Origin of the sequence: Shimia sp. (assembly GCF_039969785.1) — a bacterium.
Taxonomy (GTDB): domain Bacteria; phylum Pseudomonadota; class Alphaproteobacteria; order Rhodobacterales; family Rhodobacteraceae; genus Shimia.
Genome location: NZ_JBDVNC010000031.1, coordinates 36,095 through 57,103, shown reverse-complemented (window position 1 = coordinate 57,103; position 21,009 = coordinate 36,095). Strand labels below are relative to the sequence as shown.

14 protein-coding genes and 4 pseudogenes are annotated in these 21,009 nt (G+C 54.4%); 8 read left to right on the top strand and 10 right to left on the bottom strand.

All coding sequences use genetic code 11. The annotated features are described in order from the left end of the window. Positions 1–24 precede the first annotated feature (24 nt). Genes ABJI08_RS14035 through ABJI08_RS14025 form a run of 3 tightly spaced genes read left to right on the top strand, consistent with a single transcriptional unit; the run spans position 25 to position 3,045 of the window. Positions 25–813, top strand: a complete 789-nt coding sequence (locus tag ABJI08_RS14035) for an IclR family transcriptional regulator (RefSeq protein WP_348402468.1) — start codon at positions 25–27, stop codon at positions 811–813. Between the two features lie 16 nt (positions 814–829). Beyond that, on the top strand, positions 830–2,176 hold the full coding sequence (locus ABJI08_RS14030; RefSeq protein WP_348402467.1) for an aspartate aminotransferase family protein: 1,347 nt from the start codon (positions 830–832) through the stop codon (positions 2,174–2,176). Between the two features lie 11 nt (positions 2,177–2,187). Next, on the top strand, positions 2,188–3,045 hold the full coding sequence (locus ABJI08_RS14025) for an MBL fold metallo-hydrolase (protein WP_348402466.1): 858 nt from the start codon (positions 2,188–2,190) through the stop codon (positions 3,043–3,045). Between the two features lie 272 nt (positions 3,046–3,317). Here ABJI08_RS14025 and ABJI08_RS14020 read toward each other — a convergent pair. From ABJI08_RS14020 to ABJI08_RS13985, 8 genes and pseudogenes are all read right to left on the bottom strand, one after another. Next, positions 3,318–3,532, bottom strand: a pseudogene (locus tag ABJI08_RS14020) (integrase core domain-containing protein); the annotation flags it as partial. A gap of 206 nt (positions 3,533–3,738) precedes the next feature. Then, positions 3,739–4,806 (bottom strand): sn-glycerol-3-phosphate ABC transporter ATP-binding protein UgpC, encoded by a 1,068-nt coding sequence (ugpC, locus tag ABJI08_RS14015; RefSeq protein ID WP_348402465.1) that lies wholly within the window; start codon positions 4,804–4,806, stop codon positions 3,739–3,741. Positions 4,807–4,823: 17 nt separating this feature from the next. After that, positions 4,824–5,678, bottom strand: coding sequence for a carbohydrate ABC transporter permease (locus ABJI08_RS14010; protein WP_348402464.1), 855 nt, complete (start codon positions 5,676–5,678; stop codon positions 4,824–4,826). Beyond that, on the bottom strand, positions 5,675–6,514 hold the full coding sequence (locus ABJI08_RS14005; RefSeq protein WP_348402463.1) for a sugar ABC transporter permease: 840 nt from the start codon (positions 6,512–6,514) through the stop codon (positions 5,675–5,677). Before ABJI08_RS14005 ends, ABJI08_RS14010 begins: the two co-directional genes overlap by 4 nt. A 110-nt stretch (positions 6,515–6,624) precedes the next feature. Then, positions 6,625–7,875: an extracellular solute-binding protein gene (locus ABJI08_RS14000; protein WP_348402462.1), complete on the bottom strand. Its 1,251-nt coding sequence runs from the start codon at positions 7,873–7,875 to the stop codon at positions 6,625–6,627. Between the two features lie 78 nt (positions 7,876–7,953). Beyond that, positions 7,954–8,889 (bottom strand): nucleoside hydrolase, encoded by a 936-nt coding sequence (locus ABJI08_RS13995; protein WP_348402461.1) that lies wholly within the window; start codon positions 8,887–8,889, stop codon positions 7,954–7,956. Further along, positions 8,886–9,782, bottom strand: a complete 897-nt coding sequence (locus tag ABJI08_RS13990) for a ribokinase (protein WP_348402460.1) — start codon at positions 9,780–9,782, stop codon at positions 8,886–8,888. Before ABJI08_RS13990 ends, ABJI08_RS13995 begins: the two co-directional genes overlap by 4 nt. 262 nt (positions 9,783–10,044) lie before the next feature. Further along, entirely contained in the window at positions 10,045–10,299 is a 255-nt protein-coding gene (locus ABJI08_RS13985) for a hypothetical protein (RefSeq protein ID WP_348402459.1), read from the bottom strand. Positions 10,300–10,945: 646 nt separating this feature from the next. Here ABJI08_RS13985 and ABJI08_RS13980 point away from each other — a divergent pair. The 3 genes and pseudogenes from ABJI08_RS13980 to ABJI08_RS13970 form a co-directional block, all read left to right on the top strand. Continuing rightward, a complete protein-coding gene (locus ABJI08_RS13980) occupies positions 10,946–11,167 on the top strand; it encodes an Arm DNA-binding domain-containing protein (RefSeq protein WP_348402458.1) in 222 nt (73 codons plus the stop codon). A gap of 270 nt (positions 11,168–11,437) precedes the next feature. Further along, entirely contained in the window at positions 11,438–12,130 is a 693-nt protein-coding gene (locus ABJI08_RS13975; protein ID WP_348402457.1) for a hypothetical protein, read from the top strand. Between the two features lie 288 nt (positions 12,131–12,418). After that, positions 12,419–13,314 (top strand): annotated as a pseudogene (locus ABJI08_RS13970) (FAD-dependent monooxygenase); the annotation flags it as partial. 579 nt (positions 13,315–13,893) lie between these two features. Here the strand turns inward: ABJI08_RS13970 and ABJI08_RS13965 are convergent. Beyond that, positions 13,894–14,082, bottom strand: a complete 189-nt coding sequence (locus ABJI08_RS13965) for a hypothetical protein (protein ID WP_348402456.1) — start codon at positions 14,080–14,082, stop codon at positions 13,894–13,896. Between the two features lie 64 nt (positions 14,083–14,146). After that, positions 14,147–14,488 (bottom strand): annotated as a pseudogene (locus ABJI08_RS13960) (transposase); the annotation flags it as partial. Positions 14,489–14,565: 77 nt separating this feature from the next. Here ABJI08_RS13960 and ABJI08_RS13955 point away from each other — a divergent pair. Together ABJI08_RS13955 and ABJI08_RS13950 are read left to right on the top strand one after the other, a co-directional pair. After that, positions 14,566–14,703 (top strand): annotated as a pseudogene (locus ABJI08_RS13955) (IS3 family transposase); the annotation flags it as partial. 314 nt (positions 14,704–15,017) lie between these two features. After that, on the top strand, positions 15,018–20,864 hold the full coding sequence (locus ABJI08_RS13950) for a DUF4347 domain-containing protein (RefSeq protein ID WP_348402455.1): 5,847 nt from the start codon (positions 15,018–15,020) through the stop codon (positions 20,862–20,864). Positions 20,865–21,009 lie beyond the last annotated feature (145 nt).

Below are 21,009 nucleotides of genomic sequence, written 5' to 3'. Positions count from 1 at the left end.
ATCCAAACAAGGATTGTTCGCCAAATGTCGTCAGCATCCAAAGCACTTGAGCTTCTTTCACTATTTTCTGAAGCAAAGCCGGAAATAGGCCTGTCAGAGATGTGCCGTCTTGCAAAACGCGACAAGGCAACGACATACAGACATCTTCAAGTTCTTGAAAAAGCAGGATTTGTCGAGCAAGTCGTTACATCGAAAAACTACCGCCTTGGGCCCGCACTTCTTCAGCTGGGTCGCATGCGAGAAGCCACCGTGCCGCGCAAAGCAGGTGCAGAAACAGCTCTTGCGACCCTTGCTGAAAAAACCGGCGAAACGGTTCACGTAACAGTCTTGTCTGGCTTAACGCTGTTCGCATTGATGTCGCGCGAGTCGCCAAAACACAGCACGCGCGCAGTGATTGACGTTACAACCTTCCCACTTCATGCCACCGCATCGGGTTTCTGTGCAGTAGCATTTGGCCCCGACGAGCTGTTAGCAGCAGCATGCGATAATTTCGAAGCGTTCACCGACTTGACCCCAATGACGGTGGAGGCCTTAGAAACGCTGGTTGCCACCGCCCGCACAACAGGCATGGGACTTTCAATTGGCCGTTTCGAGGAAGAGATCAACAGCCTCTCAGCCCCCATATTCGATCAAACAGGTCAATTCGCTGGTGCGGTATCCGTAGCGAGCGTCGCATCGCGATTCACCCCGGAATTAGAGAACATCATCAAAGCCGAACTCATCACGGCTAGCCGTGAGATTACCAAAAGCTGGGGTGGTGTTATCCCCACAGTCGTTGAAAACGCATGGGCTAACGCCATGTCATCACACTAAGAAATGGACACATCTCATGAAAGATTCGAACTTCCTGAAAGAGCACAACGGTAAACTGATGTGGCATCCGATGACGTCACCCAAAGACACCATCGACCAGCCTCCAAAGATCATTACCGGATCCCACGGTGTGAACATCACCGACATCGACGGACACACAGTTGTCGACGGCGTTGGCGGATTGTGGAATGTGAACTTGGGTTACTCCTGCCAACCGGTGAAAGACGCGATTGCGGCGCAGCTAAACGAGTTGCCCTATTATTCCACCTTCCGCGGCACATCCAACGACGCTGCAATTGAGCTTTCGTATGAATTGAGCGAATTCTTTGCACCGGATGGCCTGCAACGTGCGTTCTTTACCTCTGGTGGATCTGATTCCGTTGAATCAGCCCTTCGATTGGCGCGCCAGTATCACAAACTGCGCGGAGAACAGGGCCGCACCAAGTTCCTGAGCCTGAAAAAGGGCTACCATGGCACGCACATGGGTGGCGCATCTGTGAACGGCAACGCCAATTTCCGCACCGCCTATGAGCCGCTGTTGCCGGGTTGTTTCCACATCCCTGCCCCGTATACCTACCGCAACCCTTTCAACGAAACCGACCCCGAAAAGCTGGCGCAGCTATGCTTGCAGGCGCTTGAGGATGAAATTGCATTTCAGGGGGCTGGCACCATCGCCGCGATGATCATGGAGCCGATCCTTGGTGCGGGTGGCGTTATCCCTCCTCACAAATCTTTTGCGCCTAAAGTGCAGGAAATCTGTAACCGTAATGGCATCCTGCTGATCACCGACGAAGTCATCACCGCGTTTGGCCGCACAGGGGCGTGGTCTGGCGCCCGTCTTTGGGGCATCAAACCTGACATGATGGCAACTGCGAAAGCGATCACGAACGGTTATTTCCCATTCGGTGCAGTGATGCTGGGCGAACGCATGGTCGAGGTGTTTGAAGGCAACCCATCGGCCAAAATCGGGCATGGTTACACCTATTCCGGACACCCCGTTGGGGCCGCCGCAGCTTTGGCTTGTTTGGAAGAAATCAAGCGTTTGAACGTGATCGAGAATGCAGCCGCGCGGGGAACGCAGCTTTATGAGGGGTGTCAGGCGTTGATGGCGAAATACAACATCATCGGTGATGTTCGTGGCGGCCACGGCCTTATGACAGCCATTGAAATGGTCAGCGATCGCGGTACCAAGGCGCCAATCGATGGCGCAACCGCCGGAAAGGTACAAGAAGTGGCCTATCAAAACGGTGCGATGGTGCGCGTCTCGGGTCCGAACCTCATCTTGTCTCCGCCTTTGATCCTGTCCGAGGGCGAGGCATCGACAATCTTGTCCGCATTGGACGCCGGTTTTGCAGCCGTCTGAAAGCGCTTGATATGACACAGGATTACATCGCCCTTTTGGGCACCAAAGGTGGTCCGGCCATTCGGCCTGGGTCTTCAATGCCGACATCAAACTTAGTGTGTCTGAATGGTCAACAGATCGTGCTTGATTGCGGTTTGGGCGTGACGCGCGGTCTTGTTGATCAGGGGATGCAGCTTAAAGATCTGTCATTGATCTTTATCAGTCACCTGCATTCTGATCATTATCTGGAACTTGGCTCGTTGCTCCACACGGCGTGGACAGCGGGCCTGAAAACACCTGTGGACGTCTATGGCCCCGACGGTCTTGATACCTATTGGGCAGGTTTCTTGGCAGCAATGAAGGCTGACATCGACCTACGTACCGAGGATGAAGGCCGACCGGACTTAAAAGCTCTCGTGACATTCCATGTGGTCGACGCGGGTGAGGTAGTGACACACGCAGGTATCACGATCAGTGCCCTGCGGACCGAACACCCTCCGTTGATTGATTGTTTCGCGTATTCCTTCAAGACTGACAAAACCCATGTGGTCTTCTCAGGGGATACCGCGCCAATAACGGCGCTGGAGGATTTCGCACGAGAAGCGGACTTGCTGATCCATGAGGCAATGCTGGAAACCGCTTTGCCCGCTTTGATGGCACGAGTCGGCAATGGCTCGGACAAACTGATGGCACATTGGTTGCGCTCGCATAGTTTTGCCCATGATGCGGCAAAGGTCGCTAAGAATGCTGATGTCAAACGGCTTGCGCTGTCCCACCTTATCCCTTCTGACGATCCGACCTATGGTGTCCAGGATTGGCAAAGCGCCGTAGCGCCCGAATGGGATGGCCCGTTGACGGTCGGTCACGATGGGATCAAGATCGACTTGTAGAATGCGCAATGTCGCATATGCAATTTTGCTTCATGAGGAACTCTTGCTATTCAAAAAGATGTTCATTCATGGCCAAACCCAAGCAAACCACGCCCGTCAGTGACACCATCATTGTTTGGATTGAACGTGACCTGCTCCTCATAGAGTCCGCTAAATTGGGTTAGTTCTGTTCAGATTCTGATCCTAATTTGATCAGTTAGCGTATTCTGCGACATCGGGCCGGCGAGGCGTGAGTGCTTGCCGGGATAGTTGTAGGCGGGGCGCCGCGCCGTAATCAGATTGCGGGTATGTCTGAGGTTGTCGAACAGGTTTTCGTTCAGACGCTGATCCTGCATCCTGCCGTTGAAGCTTTCGACGAAGCCTTTCTGCATGGGTTTGCCGGGGACGATGTATCGGCAACAGCGGTAAGACATTCGCGGCTGAAGTCATCGGTCACATTCAGAATGCGAATCCTGCGGCCACATGACAGGCTGTCGGAAACGAAATTTCAGCGACATCCATTTGTTTGACCCCTGTTGGATCGCCAACGTGACAACACCATCATCATCACGGTTGGGCGCGCGCTTTTAAACTCAAAAGCCGACACCTAACATGTCCGTTCCGAGCCAGCCAAATGCGAAAGCCTTGTGACAGAGTGCGTGGCAATTCCGAAATTGTGTCTCTTACTTAAAAATACCGTTTCCACACAGAAGCTTACTGTTCAGAGATCGAAATCCGATTAGTGGATTTAGCATCAAACAAGTGCAATTTTTTAACTTCGTAACCTATGGTAAGTGTCTCACCTGAATCCGCTGTCACGCGTTCGGACGTGACCATTTTGATAGGCACTCCCTGCTGTGTGGTCGCCGAAATATGGGTTTCAGAACCGGTCGGCTCGATCTCATCCACAGTGATCTCTAACGGCCCATTGGCATCTAGTACCAGATGCTCAGGTCGAATTCCGACTATCACGTCGCCCTCAAAATCATCCGCGATCTGTATTTGCACGCGTGTTCCATCCGCGAGATGTACCTGACCGCCCGCAGCCTTGGCCGACAGGAAATTCATTGCAGGAGCGCCAATGAAACCAGCTACAAACAAATTTGCCGGACGATCGTATAGCTCGAGGGGGGCGCCAACCTGCTGCGCATAACCATCGTTCATCACGATGATCTGATCTGCCATCGTCATGGCCTCAATCTGGTCATGTGTTACGTAGATCATTGTCGAGCCCAAACGTCGGTGCATTGCGCGCAATTCCGTTCGCATCTGACCGCGCATTTTTGCATCAAGATTTGAAAGCGGTTCATCAAAAAGAAACACCGAAGGATCACGAACTATCGCACGCCCCATGGCAACGCGTTGACGTTGCCCACCAGAAAGTTTCTGGGGACGCCGGTTCAGGTAGTCTGTCAAACCCAGCATTTCCGCCGCGTCTTTAACCTTTTCCGCGATAATAGCCTTTGGAACCCTCGCCACTTTGAGCGAGAAGCCCATGTTTTGCGCGACAGTCAAGTGCGGGTAGAGCGCGTAGTTCTGAAACACCATCGCAATATCACGCTTCGGAGAAGAGAGATCGTTAACAACCTTGTCGCCGATAATGATATCGCCGCTGGTTATAACCTCCAGCCCTGCAATCATCCGCAGCAAGGTAGATTTCCCGCAACCTGACGGTCCGACCAAGATCGAAAAGCTACCATCTGGTATATCGATGTCGACCCCGTGAAGGACTTCGAGAGAACCGTAAGCTTTACGGACCTGCGAGATTTTGACTTGAGCCATTCGGGATAAGCCCTTTGTTATTTGATGCCGCTGGATGCGACGTTGCGGATGTAAAAACGCTGGAAAACAAGGAACGGGAGTGCTGCGATCACGCAAACGATGCTCATCGACGAGAACAACAGCCCCCAGTTAGCGCCTTCAAGACTGATGTTCTTTGCAATTTCCACTTGGGCCACAGTCAGCTCTGCTGACGGCGCGGCAACAAGCGGCCAGAAAAATGCCTCGAATTGAGTGATGAAAATCATAATCGACCCAGTCAGAATAACGGGCCAAGATACAGGTAATGCTATGAAAAAGAAGATCCGCAACCAGGAAGCCCCGTCTATCCGACCGGCCTCATAGAGTTCACGAGGGATCGCCGCAAAAAACTGACGGAACATCAAGATAACAAAACCGTTCGCGAGTTCAGGCACAATGAGAACCGAATAGCTGTCGATCATTCCAAGCTTGTTCACCAGCATATAAAGCGGCAGCACGATCGCCTCAAAAGGCATCATTGCAGTCAGAAGAACCAAAAGGAAAAGCGGCCCGCGAAACCGGAACTGGAACGTAGCAAAGGCAAAAGCCGCGGCCGCATTAACCAGCACACCGATCACCATGGTTACGCCAGCGACGAACAATGAATTCCCGATGGCCCGTGGAAAACCGGTTTCTAGCAAGCCCGTGTAGTTTGAGAGCGTAAACGTCTCTGGCCAGATTGTATGCCATGAGAAACTGCCCGCATAGGAGAACATCTCTTGGGTGGGGCGCAGCGAAGACAGGAACATCCAAAGCAATGGGGCCAGCGCAAGAAAGGCCAACGCACACATGAGGGTATAGCGCCCGATATGTTTGACCGGATGGTGTGTACCAGGGCGGAATGTATCGTTCATTCGCCTTCTCCGGGTTTAAAGAATAGCATCTGCGCACAGGCTACGATGACGACAAGAGACAGTAGGATGCATGACAGAGACAAGGCACGTCCCCAGTCGACAAATGTAAAAGAACTCTCATAGGCTCTGTACATCAGCGTATCGGTCGACCCATTCGGGCCACCGCGTGTGATGATATAAACGGGCGCAAAGAACAGCAGGTTGACAGTGGTATCGGCCACGAAAACAAACAAAAACGTGCGTTTCATTTGCGGCAAAGTGATCAGTCGAAGTTGTTGCCACGGGCTGGCTCCATCAACGTGTGCTGCCTCGTATAGCTCTTCTGAAATGCGGAACAAACCGGCCAAGAGGAAGATCATATAATACCCTGCTCCTTTCCATGTCGATATCCAGATCATGGCGCCAAGCGCTTGATCTTCATCAAAAAAGAACCCCTGACGTCCCAACGGGGTTTGCGCGAGTATTGAATTCACCAGGCCCAAGTTCGGATCAAACAAAAGGTTCCACATCACAGCGACCAGCGCAGTCGACATGGTCATCGGCAAGAAAAATGAAACCCGGAAAAACGTCAAAAAGCGCCCCGGCGCAAAGACAAGCAGCGCCATGATGAACGCAACGAAGATCTGAAGAGGGTTAATGATAATATTGAACAACAGGGTCACGCGAACGGAATTCCAAAACCCCTCGTCGGCGAACAAATTGCTGTAGTTTCCCAATCCATGAAAGGTCGTTTCACCTAGCAAGGATTGGCTGGTAAAACTGCCCCCGATCGAGATTGCGATCGGGGCCAGTCTAAAGACAATAAGAAGACTGATCGCCGGCAGAAGAAACATCATAAGCGTCGCCCAGCTTGGTCTTTGCGGATCAAGCATTGTGCGTTTTCTGGATGCCTTCGCGGCCGATTTGGGCGTTGAAGATGCTACTGGCGAGTCAGTCATCTGAGATCTCACTTCTTGTATTTCAGAAGTTCGCGATCCATTTCAGCTGCAGCTGCATTCAGCCGTTCAGTGACATCAGCACCGCCCTGAATTTCACGCAACGCGTTGCGCAAAATCGAGTCGTACTCAAGCCAGCCTCCGATTGACGGACGCGCCACTGCAGTGTTGTTGATCTCGTAACGTGCCAAAGTCCAAAGTTCACCATCCAGCTGGTCGCCAAGGCTTTCCCAGGCAGATTTCAGAACCGGTGGATTGGCGCGCGCGCCGAAATACGCCGCCACAAACTCTGGCTGGGCCAAGGCTTGGACCAACGCCGCCGCTTTTTCCGGGTTGGCTGAACGCGGGTTAACACCAATGTGCCAGCTACCAGTTGGTGTCACAGGAGTGCCGCCCTCAAAATATGGCAAAGGTGCAACCGTGAGGTCCAAGCCGTCACGTTTACCAGCGGTAACCGCATCTGACACAACGCCCGCGAACATGCCCACTTTACCATTCAGGAAAAGCTCCAATGCAAGGCTGTAATCATACATGCCCGCAGGGGCGATGCCGTCACTGTAAAGCGCGGAATAAGCCGAGATCGCTTCGATGAATTCGGGGCTATTGACGTAACCCGATGCGGTCACACCATCGTCGCCGATCAAAGTCGCACCTTTGGACTGCGGCATGATAAGAGCCATGTACGGGCTATCACCGAAGTGGAAATTGAATCCCCAGGTGTCTTCGCCCAATGCAGATATTTTCTTGCCTGCATCGGCAACTTTTTCCCATGTCCACCGATCTTGTGGATCGTTTGTCGGCGCTTCGATCCCTGCTTGTTCGAACAAAGCGTTGTTGACAAGCATGACGACGGTGCTGCTTTCAAGCGGAACAGACATCAACACACCGTCGACAGTGCCCTGCTGCAACGCGGCCGACGTGTAAATTTCGGATGCATTTGGCAAGATATCATCAAGAGCGGTCAAATGCCCGCGCGCCGTATAAGATGCGGTCAGTGGGCCATCTACATAGTAGAGATCAGGGGTTTCGTTACGCGCTTGAAGGCGCACTTCGAGCCCCGAAAACAACTGCCCAAATGGCAGCAATTCGGTGTCAACCGTAACACCGTCAACATTTTTGGCGGCGTCGCTTAACAGGCTTGTCAAAGCACCATCCGAAAAGGACAGACCGATTGCACTCAGCTCGACATCGTCTGCGACGGCTACACCGGCGACAAAGGTCGAAGCTGCCAATGCAAAAGTAAATTCCCTTAGATGTTTCATGTGTACTCCTTATTGGTAGACCGCGATCTGCGCAGCATCAGGCCCTTCTGTGGGGCAAACATTTATAGCGAATTAGGACTATTCATATTCCAAAATTGCCTCGATCATGGCCTCAACACAGGCAGGTCCATCGACACGCACACCGACTTTTACGTTCGGCGCAAGCAACATCTCCCCCGGAAATGGCTCGATTTCACGCATGTCACATATGGTCATCCCGCGAAGCGCGGGGCTGACCAGTTCAACCGACACATTCGTATCGCGAAACTCAAATAAATCTGGGTGAACCAGAGAGATGACCGCAGATGGGTCGTGCATCGGAGCATCAGGGCGTCTGTAGCGCGCCGAATGCTGTTTTAGGTAAAAAGTCAGTATCTGCGCAGCGTACGCGCCGATATTCGTCCCAGCATTGGCCATACGGTCCGCGTGGGTCTGCGACAAACGTGCTTGCCCGGTCAAATTCAACCCCGCCATGCGCAAGGGAACCCCCGAAGCCAAAACCATTTGTGCTGCCTCGGGATCTTTCCAGACATTGGCTTCTGCAAATGCTGTCACATTGCCGGTCCCAGTTGAGCCTCCCATAAACGATATCTCAGATATCCATTCGGAAAGCTTTGGCTCAATACGAAAAGCCAAGGCGATATTCGTCATCGGCCCAAGCACGATCAAAGACAGGTTTCCGGCATTGTCGCGGGCCATTTCAATCAAGTACTGCACGGCACCGCGCGGGTCCATTTCACGCTCGGTCGAAGGAATAGACTTGCCTCCCTCCAAACCATCATTGCCGTGGATCGGGGACACCACGTAATCGCCAACAATTGGTTTGCCAGCACCCATGGCAACCGGAATATCGAGCTTTGCCAACTCGCAAATACGCAGTGCATTTTGGGTTGTATTTTCGACTGTTGAATTGCCGAACACCGTCGTCAACCCGATCACGTCAAGGCAGCGCGCCGCATAGAGAATGGCAAAGAAATCGTCATGCCCGGGGTCTGTATCAATGATATATTTCACTGAAGCGCCTCCGCTTTTGGCGGGGCGGGCTGAGCAAACCCGTCCACTTCTGCGACGGTCGGAATCACATTGGCTGCGCCCAATCGCGTAACTTGGAGAGCGGCAGCGCGACTGGCAATTTCAAGACAGGTAGCGACCGCTGTGCCGTCAGTATAATTAGCCAAAAAATAACCAAGGAACGTATCCCCTGCACCAGTCGTGTCGATGGGCTTCACGCGATATGCAGCAACCTTTTCACTCACACCGCCAGAACGAAATTCCGCCCCACGTTCGCCGAGTGTAATGAGCAGATCGAACTGAGGCTCAACCAATGCCTCGGAGCAAGAGTCCTCAAGCTGTGCCAACTCAATTTCGTTGACCGACAAAAGGTCAATGTGCTCAAGCAAAGGGACAACAGCCTCGGCGTCAAAAGGTGCCGCACAATAGGCTATCTTTAAACCGCACGCTTTCGCCTGAGATATAGTCTGCGCAGGGAGCTTGACTTCATTTTGAAACAAGAGCCAATCGCCGGTGCCTGATTGCTCCAAGACTTGAGAAAGCGGCATCTCGGGGATGTCAGCATTCGCACCGGCATTTATGACAATCGCATTGTCACCATCAGAGTTGATATAAACATTTGCTTGCCCAGTGCTGCGGGTCGTGGATTCTGATATCGCTTTGGTCTCAACACCCAGCGTTTCAATCTGATCCAAGAGAGCCTCATCTCCGAACCCAACTGCACCAACGTGAATGACCGACCCACCCGCCCGTGCGATTGCAACAGATTGGTTCAACCCTTTGCCACCCAACCCTGAGTGAAAGTCTTGCACCTCGATTGTCTCTCCAGCCGTTGGGAAATGCGAAACCCTGAAAACAAAGTCACGATTTATCGAACCGATATTCACGACTGTCATCAATGCACTTCCACTTTCAGATACCCAACCTGTCGTAAGTTTCCTGCAGATCTAAACCTCAGGTCACCGGGAAACCACGCTTCCACAGCGGAAGCGGTGTGATAGGAATTCAGATTTCACCTCTGTTCACGAGCGTAAAACTATCTCTAATATTTCGTTTGTGTAGATACAAGTTTTTTCACGGTAACACCGCAGAAAATTCTCATCCAGCGGCTGCGTACACAGGTCAATAGTTGCGGCAACTAGGAAGATTTCGGACTGATCAGTTTCCTCGTTGCGGTCGATAATCTGCCACCTTCGCAATGAAAATCGATGGTGACACCCCCTTCTGGGCCGGAACTTCGGTGCCCATTGTGTAGGGCTTTTTTTGCCGCCGCCAGCTCCGCCGCCACACACTGTCGTGCTCTTGCTTTTTCTTCGTTTTCACATTGGTTCGGCAGCTCACTGTCGGAGATGCAATATCGGTGATGTATTTGAACCCGAAACCAGCGTTCGACAACGTTTCAGTCACTGACATGAATGCTAATGCCTAAATTTGGCAAACGTCATCCCTCCTCAAGTTGCTCCAAATGGGTGCGTGCCGGACGAGGTGCTTGATAATCGCGAATGTCTCTTAAAACTGGTCGCGGAAAAGCCGGCAAGTCTCAATAAATTGGGGTGTGAAACGAACAGGAAAAGTACTCTCCGAAATGCCCTTGCTTTCAACATGAGACCTGCGCGAGCCAATTTGGGCTGGTCAGACGAGTTCCTTACCAGTCGAGCAATCTGAACCGGGCCTGGGTTGGCGCTGCTGAATGCTCCGAACAGAACAATTCGCTCATGAACATTCTAAAATAGTCAATCGCGTTCGATACTGGCATTCAGAACCTTTTTGTCCCTTGCCTCGGCGAATTGTCGATACAATCGATAAGCAACCGACGCCCAGTGGATGGGTTTTGAAGAGGTGTTAATTTCTCACGCATACCGTAGGATTCTGAAAAGTATCGACTTTTGGAATAAGTGGTGCCCAGAAGAGGCATTTGAAATCCATATCAAGCCAACTCAGCTCATCGCGCCCATCGTTTAAGTGCTTATAATGAAGCGTTTTTCCTGTCTCATTGCGTCGCAAGTGCTCCCAAGGCATACTATATATGGAGGTGGACAGGAAGGTGGATTAAATTTCAATGCTTCACAAACTAACAACAGCCAAAATACGGGGCCTTCCGTTTGGGAAACACAACGATGGCGGTGGTCTTTGGTTGCACAAGAGACCGGACGGTGGCGGTCAGTGGTTTCTCCGCGTTACAATCCATGGCCGACGTCGGGAGATGGGGCTTGGTTCCACAGCCGACGTCTCGTTGAAGCTGGCACGGGAGCGAGCCAAAGAGTGGCGTGCGCTCGCTTAGGAAGGTGTGGACCCAATCAAGGAGCGGCAACGACGAACACGGGAGGCTGCTAGAGGCAGCAACACGCTGGCGCAAATTGCCGTTGAGACTTTTGAGGCGCGAAAGGCGGAACTTAAGAACGATGGCAAGGCAGGCCGGTGGTTCTCGCCGCTCGAACTGCATGTCCTGCCAAAGTTAGGCAAGGTCCCAGTCGAGGAAATTGATCAACGTGACATACGCGATACCTTAGCCCCGATTTGGCACGTCAAGGCAGATACCGCTCGAAAAGCGATGAACCGGCTCAACTTGGTGATGCAACACGCTGCCGCGTTGGGGCTGGACGTCGACATTCAAGCAACGGCCAAGGCCAAAGCGTTATTGGGTAAAAGCAGGCATCAGACCAAGCACATTGCAGCCGTCCCTTGGCAGGATGTACCGGCATTCTACGCTGGCCTGCATGAACCGACGATCACCCACTTGGCTTTAAGGCTCTTGATCCTGACGGCTGTGCGCTCCAATCCGATCCGGTTTTGCCGTGAAGACCAGATCGAAGGGGACACATGGATTGTTCCTGCAGCCCATATGAAAGCCCTCAAGGGCAAGGAGAGTGATTTTAGGGCACTGTCCCAAGAGGCTCAAAAGGTGCTCAGCGCGGCTCAGCCTTATGCTAGGGACGGCTTCTTTTATCCCAGCGTTCGCAAGGGTGTGATTTCTGATGCCACAATGTCCAAGTACATGCAGCGCTTAGGCATGGATGCGAGACCGCATGGATTTCGGTCCAGTTTTCGTACATGGTGTGCGGAAGCTATCAATACGCCCAGAGATGTTGCCGAGACGGCGTTGACCCATTCGGTTGGCAGCCAAGTTGAGAGGTCCTACCGACGGACCGGCTATCTGGAACAGCGACGTGTTTTGATGGAAAGATGGGCTAAACACGTTACCGGAGAAGCCAGTTGCGAAGTTTCCATACTTTTTTCGCCCTGACAGCCAAAGCCGCACTTGGGAGACGCAACATATGAACGGTGAACAACGTCGAAGATACCTAGATATTGCGATGGGTGCAGATTTCGACGATGCCGAGTTGTTGGAGATGTGGGTAGACCGATTGGCGATCCTGCGGAACTCACCACCCTGCATGTCCATGGTGTCCGATGGAATTGAGCCATTTGATATTGACTTGTGGAAAGCCAAGAGACGGAGCTCTGACGGGCGGATTGCCGCAGCCATACAAGTTCGGCCCGTCTACACGTTGGCTTGCATCCGAAATCGACCATTGGATCGCGGGTGATAGGCTACTCGCAGGACGATACCGGTGTGACAGCGCATATAAGGCGCAGCGATGGCTCTTTAAGTGACATTCAGGGGCATTTGCTGATCGGTGCGGATGGGATTCATTCTGCAATTCGGGCGCAGATGTTCCCGGATCAGCCGCCAATCCATTGGGGGGCGCAATTATGTGGCGCGGCACAGTGCGTGCCAAACCCTTGCGTACCCAAAGCTCTTTTGTCGGGCTGGGCACACATCGCAACCGTATGGTGATTTATCCGATCTCTAAACCTGATGCGGACGGGTACGCACTGGTTAACTGGATTGCCGAAGTCACTGTGGACAACGCCGATGGCTGGCAACAGGATGGGTGGTTCCGACAGGTCGACGTCACGGATTTTGCCCATCACTTTGACGTGTTTCGCTATGATTGGCTTGATGTTCCGGCAATGCTGGCACAAGCGGAAAGTGCCTATGAAAACCCGATGATCGACCGCGATCCAATTCCAACATGGGTCGACGGTGCGGTTGCGCTGATGGGGGCCGCGGCGCACGCGATGTATCCCACCGGGTCAAACGGCGCCAGCCAAGCCATTGTCGACGCACGGGTGCTGGGCGCCGAGATGGTCGCCCATGGCGTCAATGGGGCGGCGCTCACACAATATGATACTCTGCTGTGTGGCCCGGTATCCGATCTGGTGTTGCGAAACCGTGGGGCAGGGCCGTTTGGGCTGCTAAAACTGTTGGATGAGCGCTGCGGCGGTGAATTCGACGACATCAACACAGTCATTCCCGCTCAGGAACGCGCCACTTTCATGGCGAAATACAAAACTGCCGCTGGCTTTGCCATCGACGCACTAAACGCCGCCCCGCCGACCATTGCGCCCGAAGATCACGTTTGAAAATGACTCTCAGGGTCGGCAAGGTGGTCAGAAACAATATCAGGCATATTCAATTGCTGGAGTTTGCGACACAGAAAGTGCTACACGGCGGCCCTGTTGCCTTTCACAGTGGCACGGCCTCGAATAATGCGAACAAAACCGATCAAGCCAAGGAAAACCGAGAAGATGGGTGCACCAACAAGCCAAGTTGACTCAGAGTTTTCCAACGTTCACCGCGCAGCGCGCCTCTCGGTTGCACCTATGACGGATCTGAGTGACTGAGTGTATCTATTTGATATTGTGCTGTTTTTCAGTGGAAGTTTTTGTGAGTAGCACATACGTAGCAACTGTCCCTTTCTGATGGTGAAGCTAGGCTTCACCTTCTGTAGGATGCAACATTTCTGTTTGATCTTCAAATGAATGCGCCGGGGCCGCGCAACAAGCCCCGGCCAATCCATCTTAGAACTATACGGCAGAGGCCAGAAGATCGTCCGCCTCGCGGATTGCAGCCAATTTGTCGCCCAGCGCGACCTTGGCTACTTTGAACTGCTTCCAACGATAGGCGAGGTTCACATACTCGACGACTTTTTGATTTTGCTCTCAGACGAGATCCACGTCTTGCGAGAGGGCTGCATCTCCTTTTCCTTCATGGATTTCATTGAGCGTCTTTCGAATTTGCGCACCCATGAGCTCGATCAGATCCTGGTCGACCTGTTGAAGCCCCGTGCGCGCCCGGAGGGATTGAAGGGTTTCCAAGATGATGGATTTGCTGGATCCCGTCGGGATCAAGCTGCCTTCGAGCCATTCCTCGGCCAGTATCTCATTCGTCGAACTCCCAATCCCCGATCATGCTTTTTTCGAGCAGACGGTTCTCAAGCGTCAGCTCAGCAACCACCTCCTTCAGCACGGCAGATTCCGACCGCAGCTCCTTGACTTCGGGGGATGTCGCTTGTCGCGCCGTGTCACGCGCTAGCCGGTTCTTCCCAGCTTCAAGGAACTCCTTTGACCAGGAAAAATATAGGCTCTCAGCAATACACTCACGGCGGCACAGTGCGGCAATGCTCTCCTCGCCTCGGAGACCGGCCAGGACAATCCTGATCTTCTCCTCGGCTGAATACTGTTTGCGCGTCTTTCGCTTGACACCCCTGACCAACTTGTCAACGGCATCCTTCGATGTTCCGGATTTATTGTTCATCTTCGCTCCATAATGGCTTCGATGAACCAAAAATCCTCTGTTGCTCAAACACCTAATTCTGTCTGGTGGGTGATGACTTCAGACAGTCGTGGGAAACACGGCGGGTGGCTGAGATCGCAATCTTCGAGTACATCAACGGCTTCTACAATCCGCGCCGTCGCCACTCAGCCTTGGGATCGAGAAGCCCGGTCGCATTCGAACGGAAAGTGCCTTAAACGCGCACATGGCGCCGCACTAAAGCGGGACAAGTGCAGTTCGGGTAAGCTGCTCAATAGTATGTACTGTACAGGCTCGGGGTGAATTTTCTTTACATAGTGCGAGTTTATATGCTCTGCTCAGTTGAGAAATAGAACAAGCGGCACCTGCGGCATCAGGTCTGTATGTGGGGCGTGGGGAATGCTCCAAGAGCTAGGTATGGTGTTCGCAAACCATGAAATTAGTACCGGTCATGTATGTTTGTACGCTTTTGGTGCGCGCTTTGACGCGCGCAAGATAAGGTGTCTGCATGCGGGCCAACAGGGGCATCTGCATGATCAATACATCCTTTCCGAATCGCTTTGTCGTCTTTGACGAAAACGTAGAACACACATCTACACTGGCAAAGGCACTTCCGCCCGAGAGTGCACACCTGACACTGAGCGGGCGCGACCATCCGCTTGAGCGGATCGCCTCAGAACTTGAGACTGCGCCAGGGAAGATCGATCGTCTGGATATCGTAGGACATGCCAAGGCTGGGCAGCTGCGCTTGGGTGATCTGGTGCTCGAAGCGCAGGGACTGGAGCAGCACGCGGATCTGTTGGCGCGCATAGGCGCGGCGCTCGGACATGAGCGAACCATTGCCATCACAGGTTGCGAAGTCGCTTCGGGCCCGGATGGGGCGGAGTTACTAGCGGCCCTGTCTGAGATCACCGGCGCGCGCGTTGTTGGAACGACAGCAGTGGTGGGCGGGCGCGACGCCGATAGTTTTGCGCTGACACAAGGTGTGGCAACAGCGTTCAGCGCCGAGGCGCGCGCGGTCTACGCGCCTACGCTGAACCTCGGACTGCAGTTTGAAAATACTGACATCGTCAAGGATTCTGACGGAACGGACTTTCAACTTGACGGACTGGGCACCGTCGCCACCGCCGTGCTTGGCGGACAAACGTACCTCTTTGCATCAGGGACCGAAAAAACCGATGGCGGAATGTCGATCTTCACGCTCGATGCGACAGGTCAAGCCACGCATGTGGGCGACATTCCACGCGCACCTGAAGGCGGCGCCTTCCGCACCTTCTTTGCATCTGCGATGCAAACACTCGAATTCGGAGGAGATACGTTTCTTTATGTTAAGACAGTTGAAGGGATCGTTGCGACTAACCTGACACTGGCCTTTCACGACACATTGACAACCGGTCAGCCGTTGACCACCACGATGGTTGCACGTGCGATGGTCAATATCAACGACCGTTTTTTGGACGGCCCAGAATTTGTGGCAGGCTTCAGTGGAAACGGCATGAGTCTTGTGAAAGTGGGCGATTTTTTCGTGACCAGCGGCCTGTTTGACCCGCCTGAAAATGGCGCCAACTTTGAGCGTGGTTTGACAGTTTTTAGCGCCACATCCACCGGTCGACTTTTCGCGCGCGACAGCATCAACGTCACCGAGTTGGACGCGCAGTGGGGACAAGGGCCTCAAGGCAACGGAATTCAATTCCAAAGCACAGTGGGCGTGCATGCATCACAGACGGGTCGCGGTTTTGTTTACTCGACCATCTTCGATTTTGATAATAGGGATCAGCCTTCAAGCAACGGCATCGTCATCCATGAGATAGGCGCTAATGGTTCGCTGACTTTTTCAGAGTTTGTGGGCTTTGATCAATTCACACCTGACTCGTCACAGAGTCCTTCCCAGTTGAAAGCGGTCGAGATCGGCGGAACCGACTACCTTGTCTACGCATCATGGGGTGAGTTGAACGTCGAAAACCAAGGCACCCTGACCGTGTTCCGCGTCAATCCCGTCGACGGAAGCTTGACGCAAACCGCTGGCTTGCAAGACAACGCAACCCTATTTATCGGCGCTGTCACAGCCTTCGAGACCTTTGTACTGGACGGCAAGACCTACCTCGTTGCCACGGGCGCTAGTGATAATGGCTTCTCGGTCTTCGAGATGTCGGCGGCAGGCACGCTCACGAATGTAGCTAACGTCGCGGGGCTCACGGTCAACGACGGCGGCAGCACAGGCAACAACCTCAATGTTGTGCGCGACGTGCATCCGGTCGTGGTGGATGGCGTGCTGCAACTGATCACAACCAATGTATTAAATCCCGCAAGCTTCAGTGTCTATACGGTGACAGCACCGGTGGACCTGGTGGCGTCAAGCGACACTGGCTCCTCGAACACTGACGACATCACGCAGGACGCGACACCCACCATCGCGTACACAGCGGACCTCGGCGCTTCGGTTACGATCGACTGGGGTGACGGGCGCGGGCCACAAGCCCAGACGACCGGCACCGGCGCGCGCCAAGAGGCCACGCAGGACGTGGCATATGCGCAGAACGGGCCTGTCGTCATCTCTGTCAGTTCAACCATCGGGGGCATCACGACCACACGCACCCTGCAGATCACGCTGAACAACATCACTACGCCGGGCGACGACACCCTGCTCGGCACAACCGGGGCCGACGTGATCGACGCGCTAGCGGGCAACGACTCGGTTAACGCGTTGCAGGGCAATGACTCGATCGATGGCGGCCTTGGCGACGATACGGTCTTTGGCGGTGATGGCGACGACACACTCATCGGTGGCGACGGGGAAGATTCACTCGAAGGTGGGGCGGATGACGACCTTGTGCAGGGTGGCGCAGACTTCGACCACGTCCACGGGGGCGCTGGCAACGACACGTTGGATGGGGGCGCGGGTGCCGACCACATGATGGGGGGCTCGGGCAATGATCTGTTCCTCGTGGACGCGGCCGGCGACATCGCGGTGGAAGCCGCTGGCGGTGGATCTGACACAGTGCGGGCCGACAGCGACTATACTCTGGGCGACCATATCGAGGTTCTTGAACTGTCCGGTACAACTGGCAGCGCGGGCACGGGCAACGATCAGGCGAACCTGATCAGCGGCACAGGCGGAGACGACACGTTGTCCGGCCTGGGCGGCAATGACACGCTTGAAGGCGGCGCAGGGACCGACAGCATGTCGGGGGGCGATGGCCACGATCGGCTGGTGGCAGGCGCGGATAATGACACGTTGGATGGTGGCGCGGGCAACGACTTTATAGACGGCGGCACTGGCGCGGACTCGATGGTCGGCGGGGCAGGCAACGACCGTTTCACTGTCGACGATGCCGGCGATGTGGTGGTCGAGACCGGCAGCGACAACGGTTTCGACGAGGTACGCTCGACAATCAATTATACCCTGACCGATCACGTCGAGCGGCTGACTCTGAGCGGCGCGGGCGATCTGAGCGGCACGGGAAATTCGGGTGACAATTTCATCACCGGGACGACAGGCGACAACATTTTCCGCAGTGGTGGGGGCAGCGACACGTTCAATGGTGGGGCTGGCGAAGATCGGCTAATTCTGGACATCGCGCAAGCAGACGCTGTGTTTGATTTCTCAAGCCGCAACCATGTTGATGTTTCGGCAGGCGGCGAGACGCATCGTCTTGTCTCAATCGAACGGATCGCGTTCACAGATGCGCTGGTAAATCTGGCAGATATTACGCCGATCCGTGAAGACCCGGTTGAGGTATTTGCGGGCGACTACTTTGTCGGACGAGCCATCGACATGTCAGACGCTGGAGCGGGTCGTCAATTCCTTGTGGCGGGCACGGCCAGCCAAGGCTCTAACCAGAGCAATCAGTTCGATTTCACCAATGCCGATGGAAACCGCGCGCGTTTTGAAGGGCAAGGCTTTTTGAATCCCGCGACCGGCATAGTAAACCGTGTTTTGGTAGATACCGAAAGCAGCACTGGCAGAACAAACCGGGTTGGGATTCAGGGTATTGAGCAGACGCTCGAGACAATGCAATCGGCAACCTGGGACTTCTACCAAACCAATATCTTCAACGCAAATGACACTATGGTCGGTTCTTATGAGGCTGATTACCTGACTGGGTTCGCAGGTGATGACGTCCTGATGGGGGGATATGGTGACAAAGAGCGATACGATGTTACCAACCCACCTCAAAGCTCAACGCCTTCGCGCATCGAAACACCCGGAGCTACGGCGGATTCGTCTTTTTGGATCGATGACGGCAACGACACTTTGGACGGCCGGGAGGGCGACGATACGCTAGACGGTTCAACCGGAGACGATCTGCTGATCGGGGGGCTAGACGACGACGTGATCTTCGGGGGCGATGGCGACGACACTGTCAAGATCGCGGCCGACAGCACCTCGATGACTGGCGTTGATTTTGGAGGCAGCATTGAGGTCACGACTGCGGATGGCACGGACGTGATCCACCAAGATGTCGAGACGATCATGTTCGACGACCGGACCTTCACCTATGCCGAACTGGCCGACGAGGTGACCAACCCCAATCAGGCTCCCAGTGCGGTCTCGCTTGAAGGCGCGACCACGACGATAGCCGAGGATGTCGACACCTCTGAACGAATCAAGGTCGCCGATATTACAGTGAACGACGACGCGAAGGGGACCAATGCAGTTAGCCTTTCGGGCGCAGACGCGGCCTTGTTTGAGATCGACGGCGCGGCGCTGTTTCTGCGCGCGGGAGCATCGCTTGACTTTGAGACACAGGCCAGCCTCGCGGTCACGGTTGAGGTGGATGACCCCTCGGTCGGCACAAACCCAGACGCCGAAACTGACCTGACCATCACGATTGAAAACCGCGACGAGCCTGCAACTGGCAGCGTCGAGATTACCGGAACAGCTGAGCTGGGGGCCACGCTCACAGCAACGGTTGCAATTGTCGAGCCCGACGGGGCCGGTCCTTTCTCGTTCCAATGGCAACGCGATGGTGCCGATATTCCTAATGCGACCGGGCAGACTTACGTGGTGGGGACTGATGACGTCGAGGCCCGCGTCGGGGTCGTGATCACCTACACGGACGGGGCCGGTGCTGCGGTCGAGTTTGTCTCAGTTTCGAGCGATCCTATCCCGCGCCCTGTTCCAACCGAAGGCGCGGATGATCTTTTGGGAACATCTGGTAACGACACGATCGACCTGCTGGGTGGCGACGATAGCTATGCTGCGCAGGCAGGCGACGACTATGTCGAAGGCGGGGTTGGCTTCGACCAGCTCTTTGGCGGAGACGGGTCCGATACACTGCTGGGTGGTCTCGGTAATGACACCGTTGTTGGTGGCAATGGGCGTGACGAGGTTCGGCTTGGCAATGGATTTGACCTGTTTACCGACAACGGCCAGGGCGGTGACGCCGGGCGTGACACGGTGTTTGGCGGCAATGGTGATGACACGATCAACGGAGGGGCTGGCTTTGACGAGTTCCGGGGTGAAGCGGGCAATGACTCAATCTTGGGGGGCGCTGGCTTCGACCAGCTCTTTGGCGGAGACGGGTCCGATACGCTGCTGGGTGGTCTCGGTAATGACACGGTTGTTGGTGGCAATGGGCGCGATGAAGCGCGACTTGGCAATGGCTTTGACCTGTTTACCGACAACGGCCAGGGCGGTGACGCCGGGCGTGACACGGTGTTTGGCGGCAATGGTGATGACACGATCAACGGTGGGGCTGGCTTTGACGAGTTCCGGGGTGAAGCGGGCAATGACTCAATCTTAGGGGGCGCTGGCTTCGACCAGCTCTTTGGTGGAGACGGGTCCGATACGCTGCTGGGTGGCCTCGGTAATGACACCGTCTTTGGCGGCAATGGGCGTGACGAGGTTCGGCTGGGCAACGGCTTTGATGTCTTTAACGACAACGCTCAGGGGGGCACGCCGGGTCAAGACACTGTATTTGGCGGCAATGGTAACGATACGGTCAACGGTGGCGCGGGCAATGACGTGTTCCGCGGAGAGGCGGGCAACGACGTTCTGCGGGGCGGCCTGGGTTTTGACCAATTGTTTGGCGGGGCGAACGCCGACCAGCTGTTTGGCGGTAATGGCAACGACACGCTCAATGGCGGCGTGGGTCAGGACCAATTGACCGGCGGCGCGGGCCTTGATCGATTCGTCTTTACCAGCGGCTTTGGCAATGACACGATCTTTGGGTTCGAGGCGGCGGATGGCGAGAAGATCAACCTTGCCGGCGTCGTCGCGATCGCCGGGTTCGTTGATCTGCTCGCGAACCACCTGCAAGACGCAGGGGGCACGGCGCGGATCGTGGCTGGGGCCAATTCGATACTGCTTGATGGGGTTGCGTTTGCAGATGTGGGGGCCGGGTTGGCTTACTCGGAGGATGATTTCCTGTTTTGATAGTTCGCCAGGTGAAGTTTAAGAACGTCCGGCGCGTTTCAAATAAAATTCGGAATTCAACTTAAAGGAAAGACGATAGATGTAGCTTTTGTATCACCTGTCAATCGGGATACGCTGCTATCTGTGTATGATTTTCGCAACATTG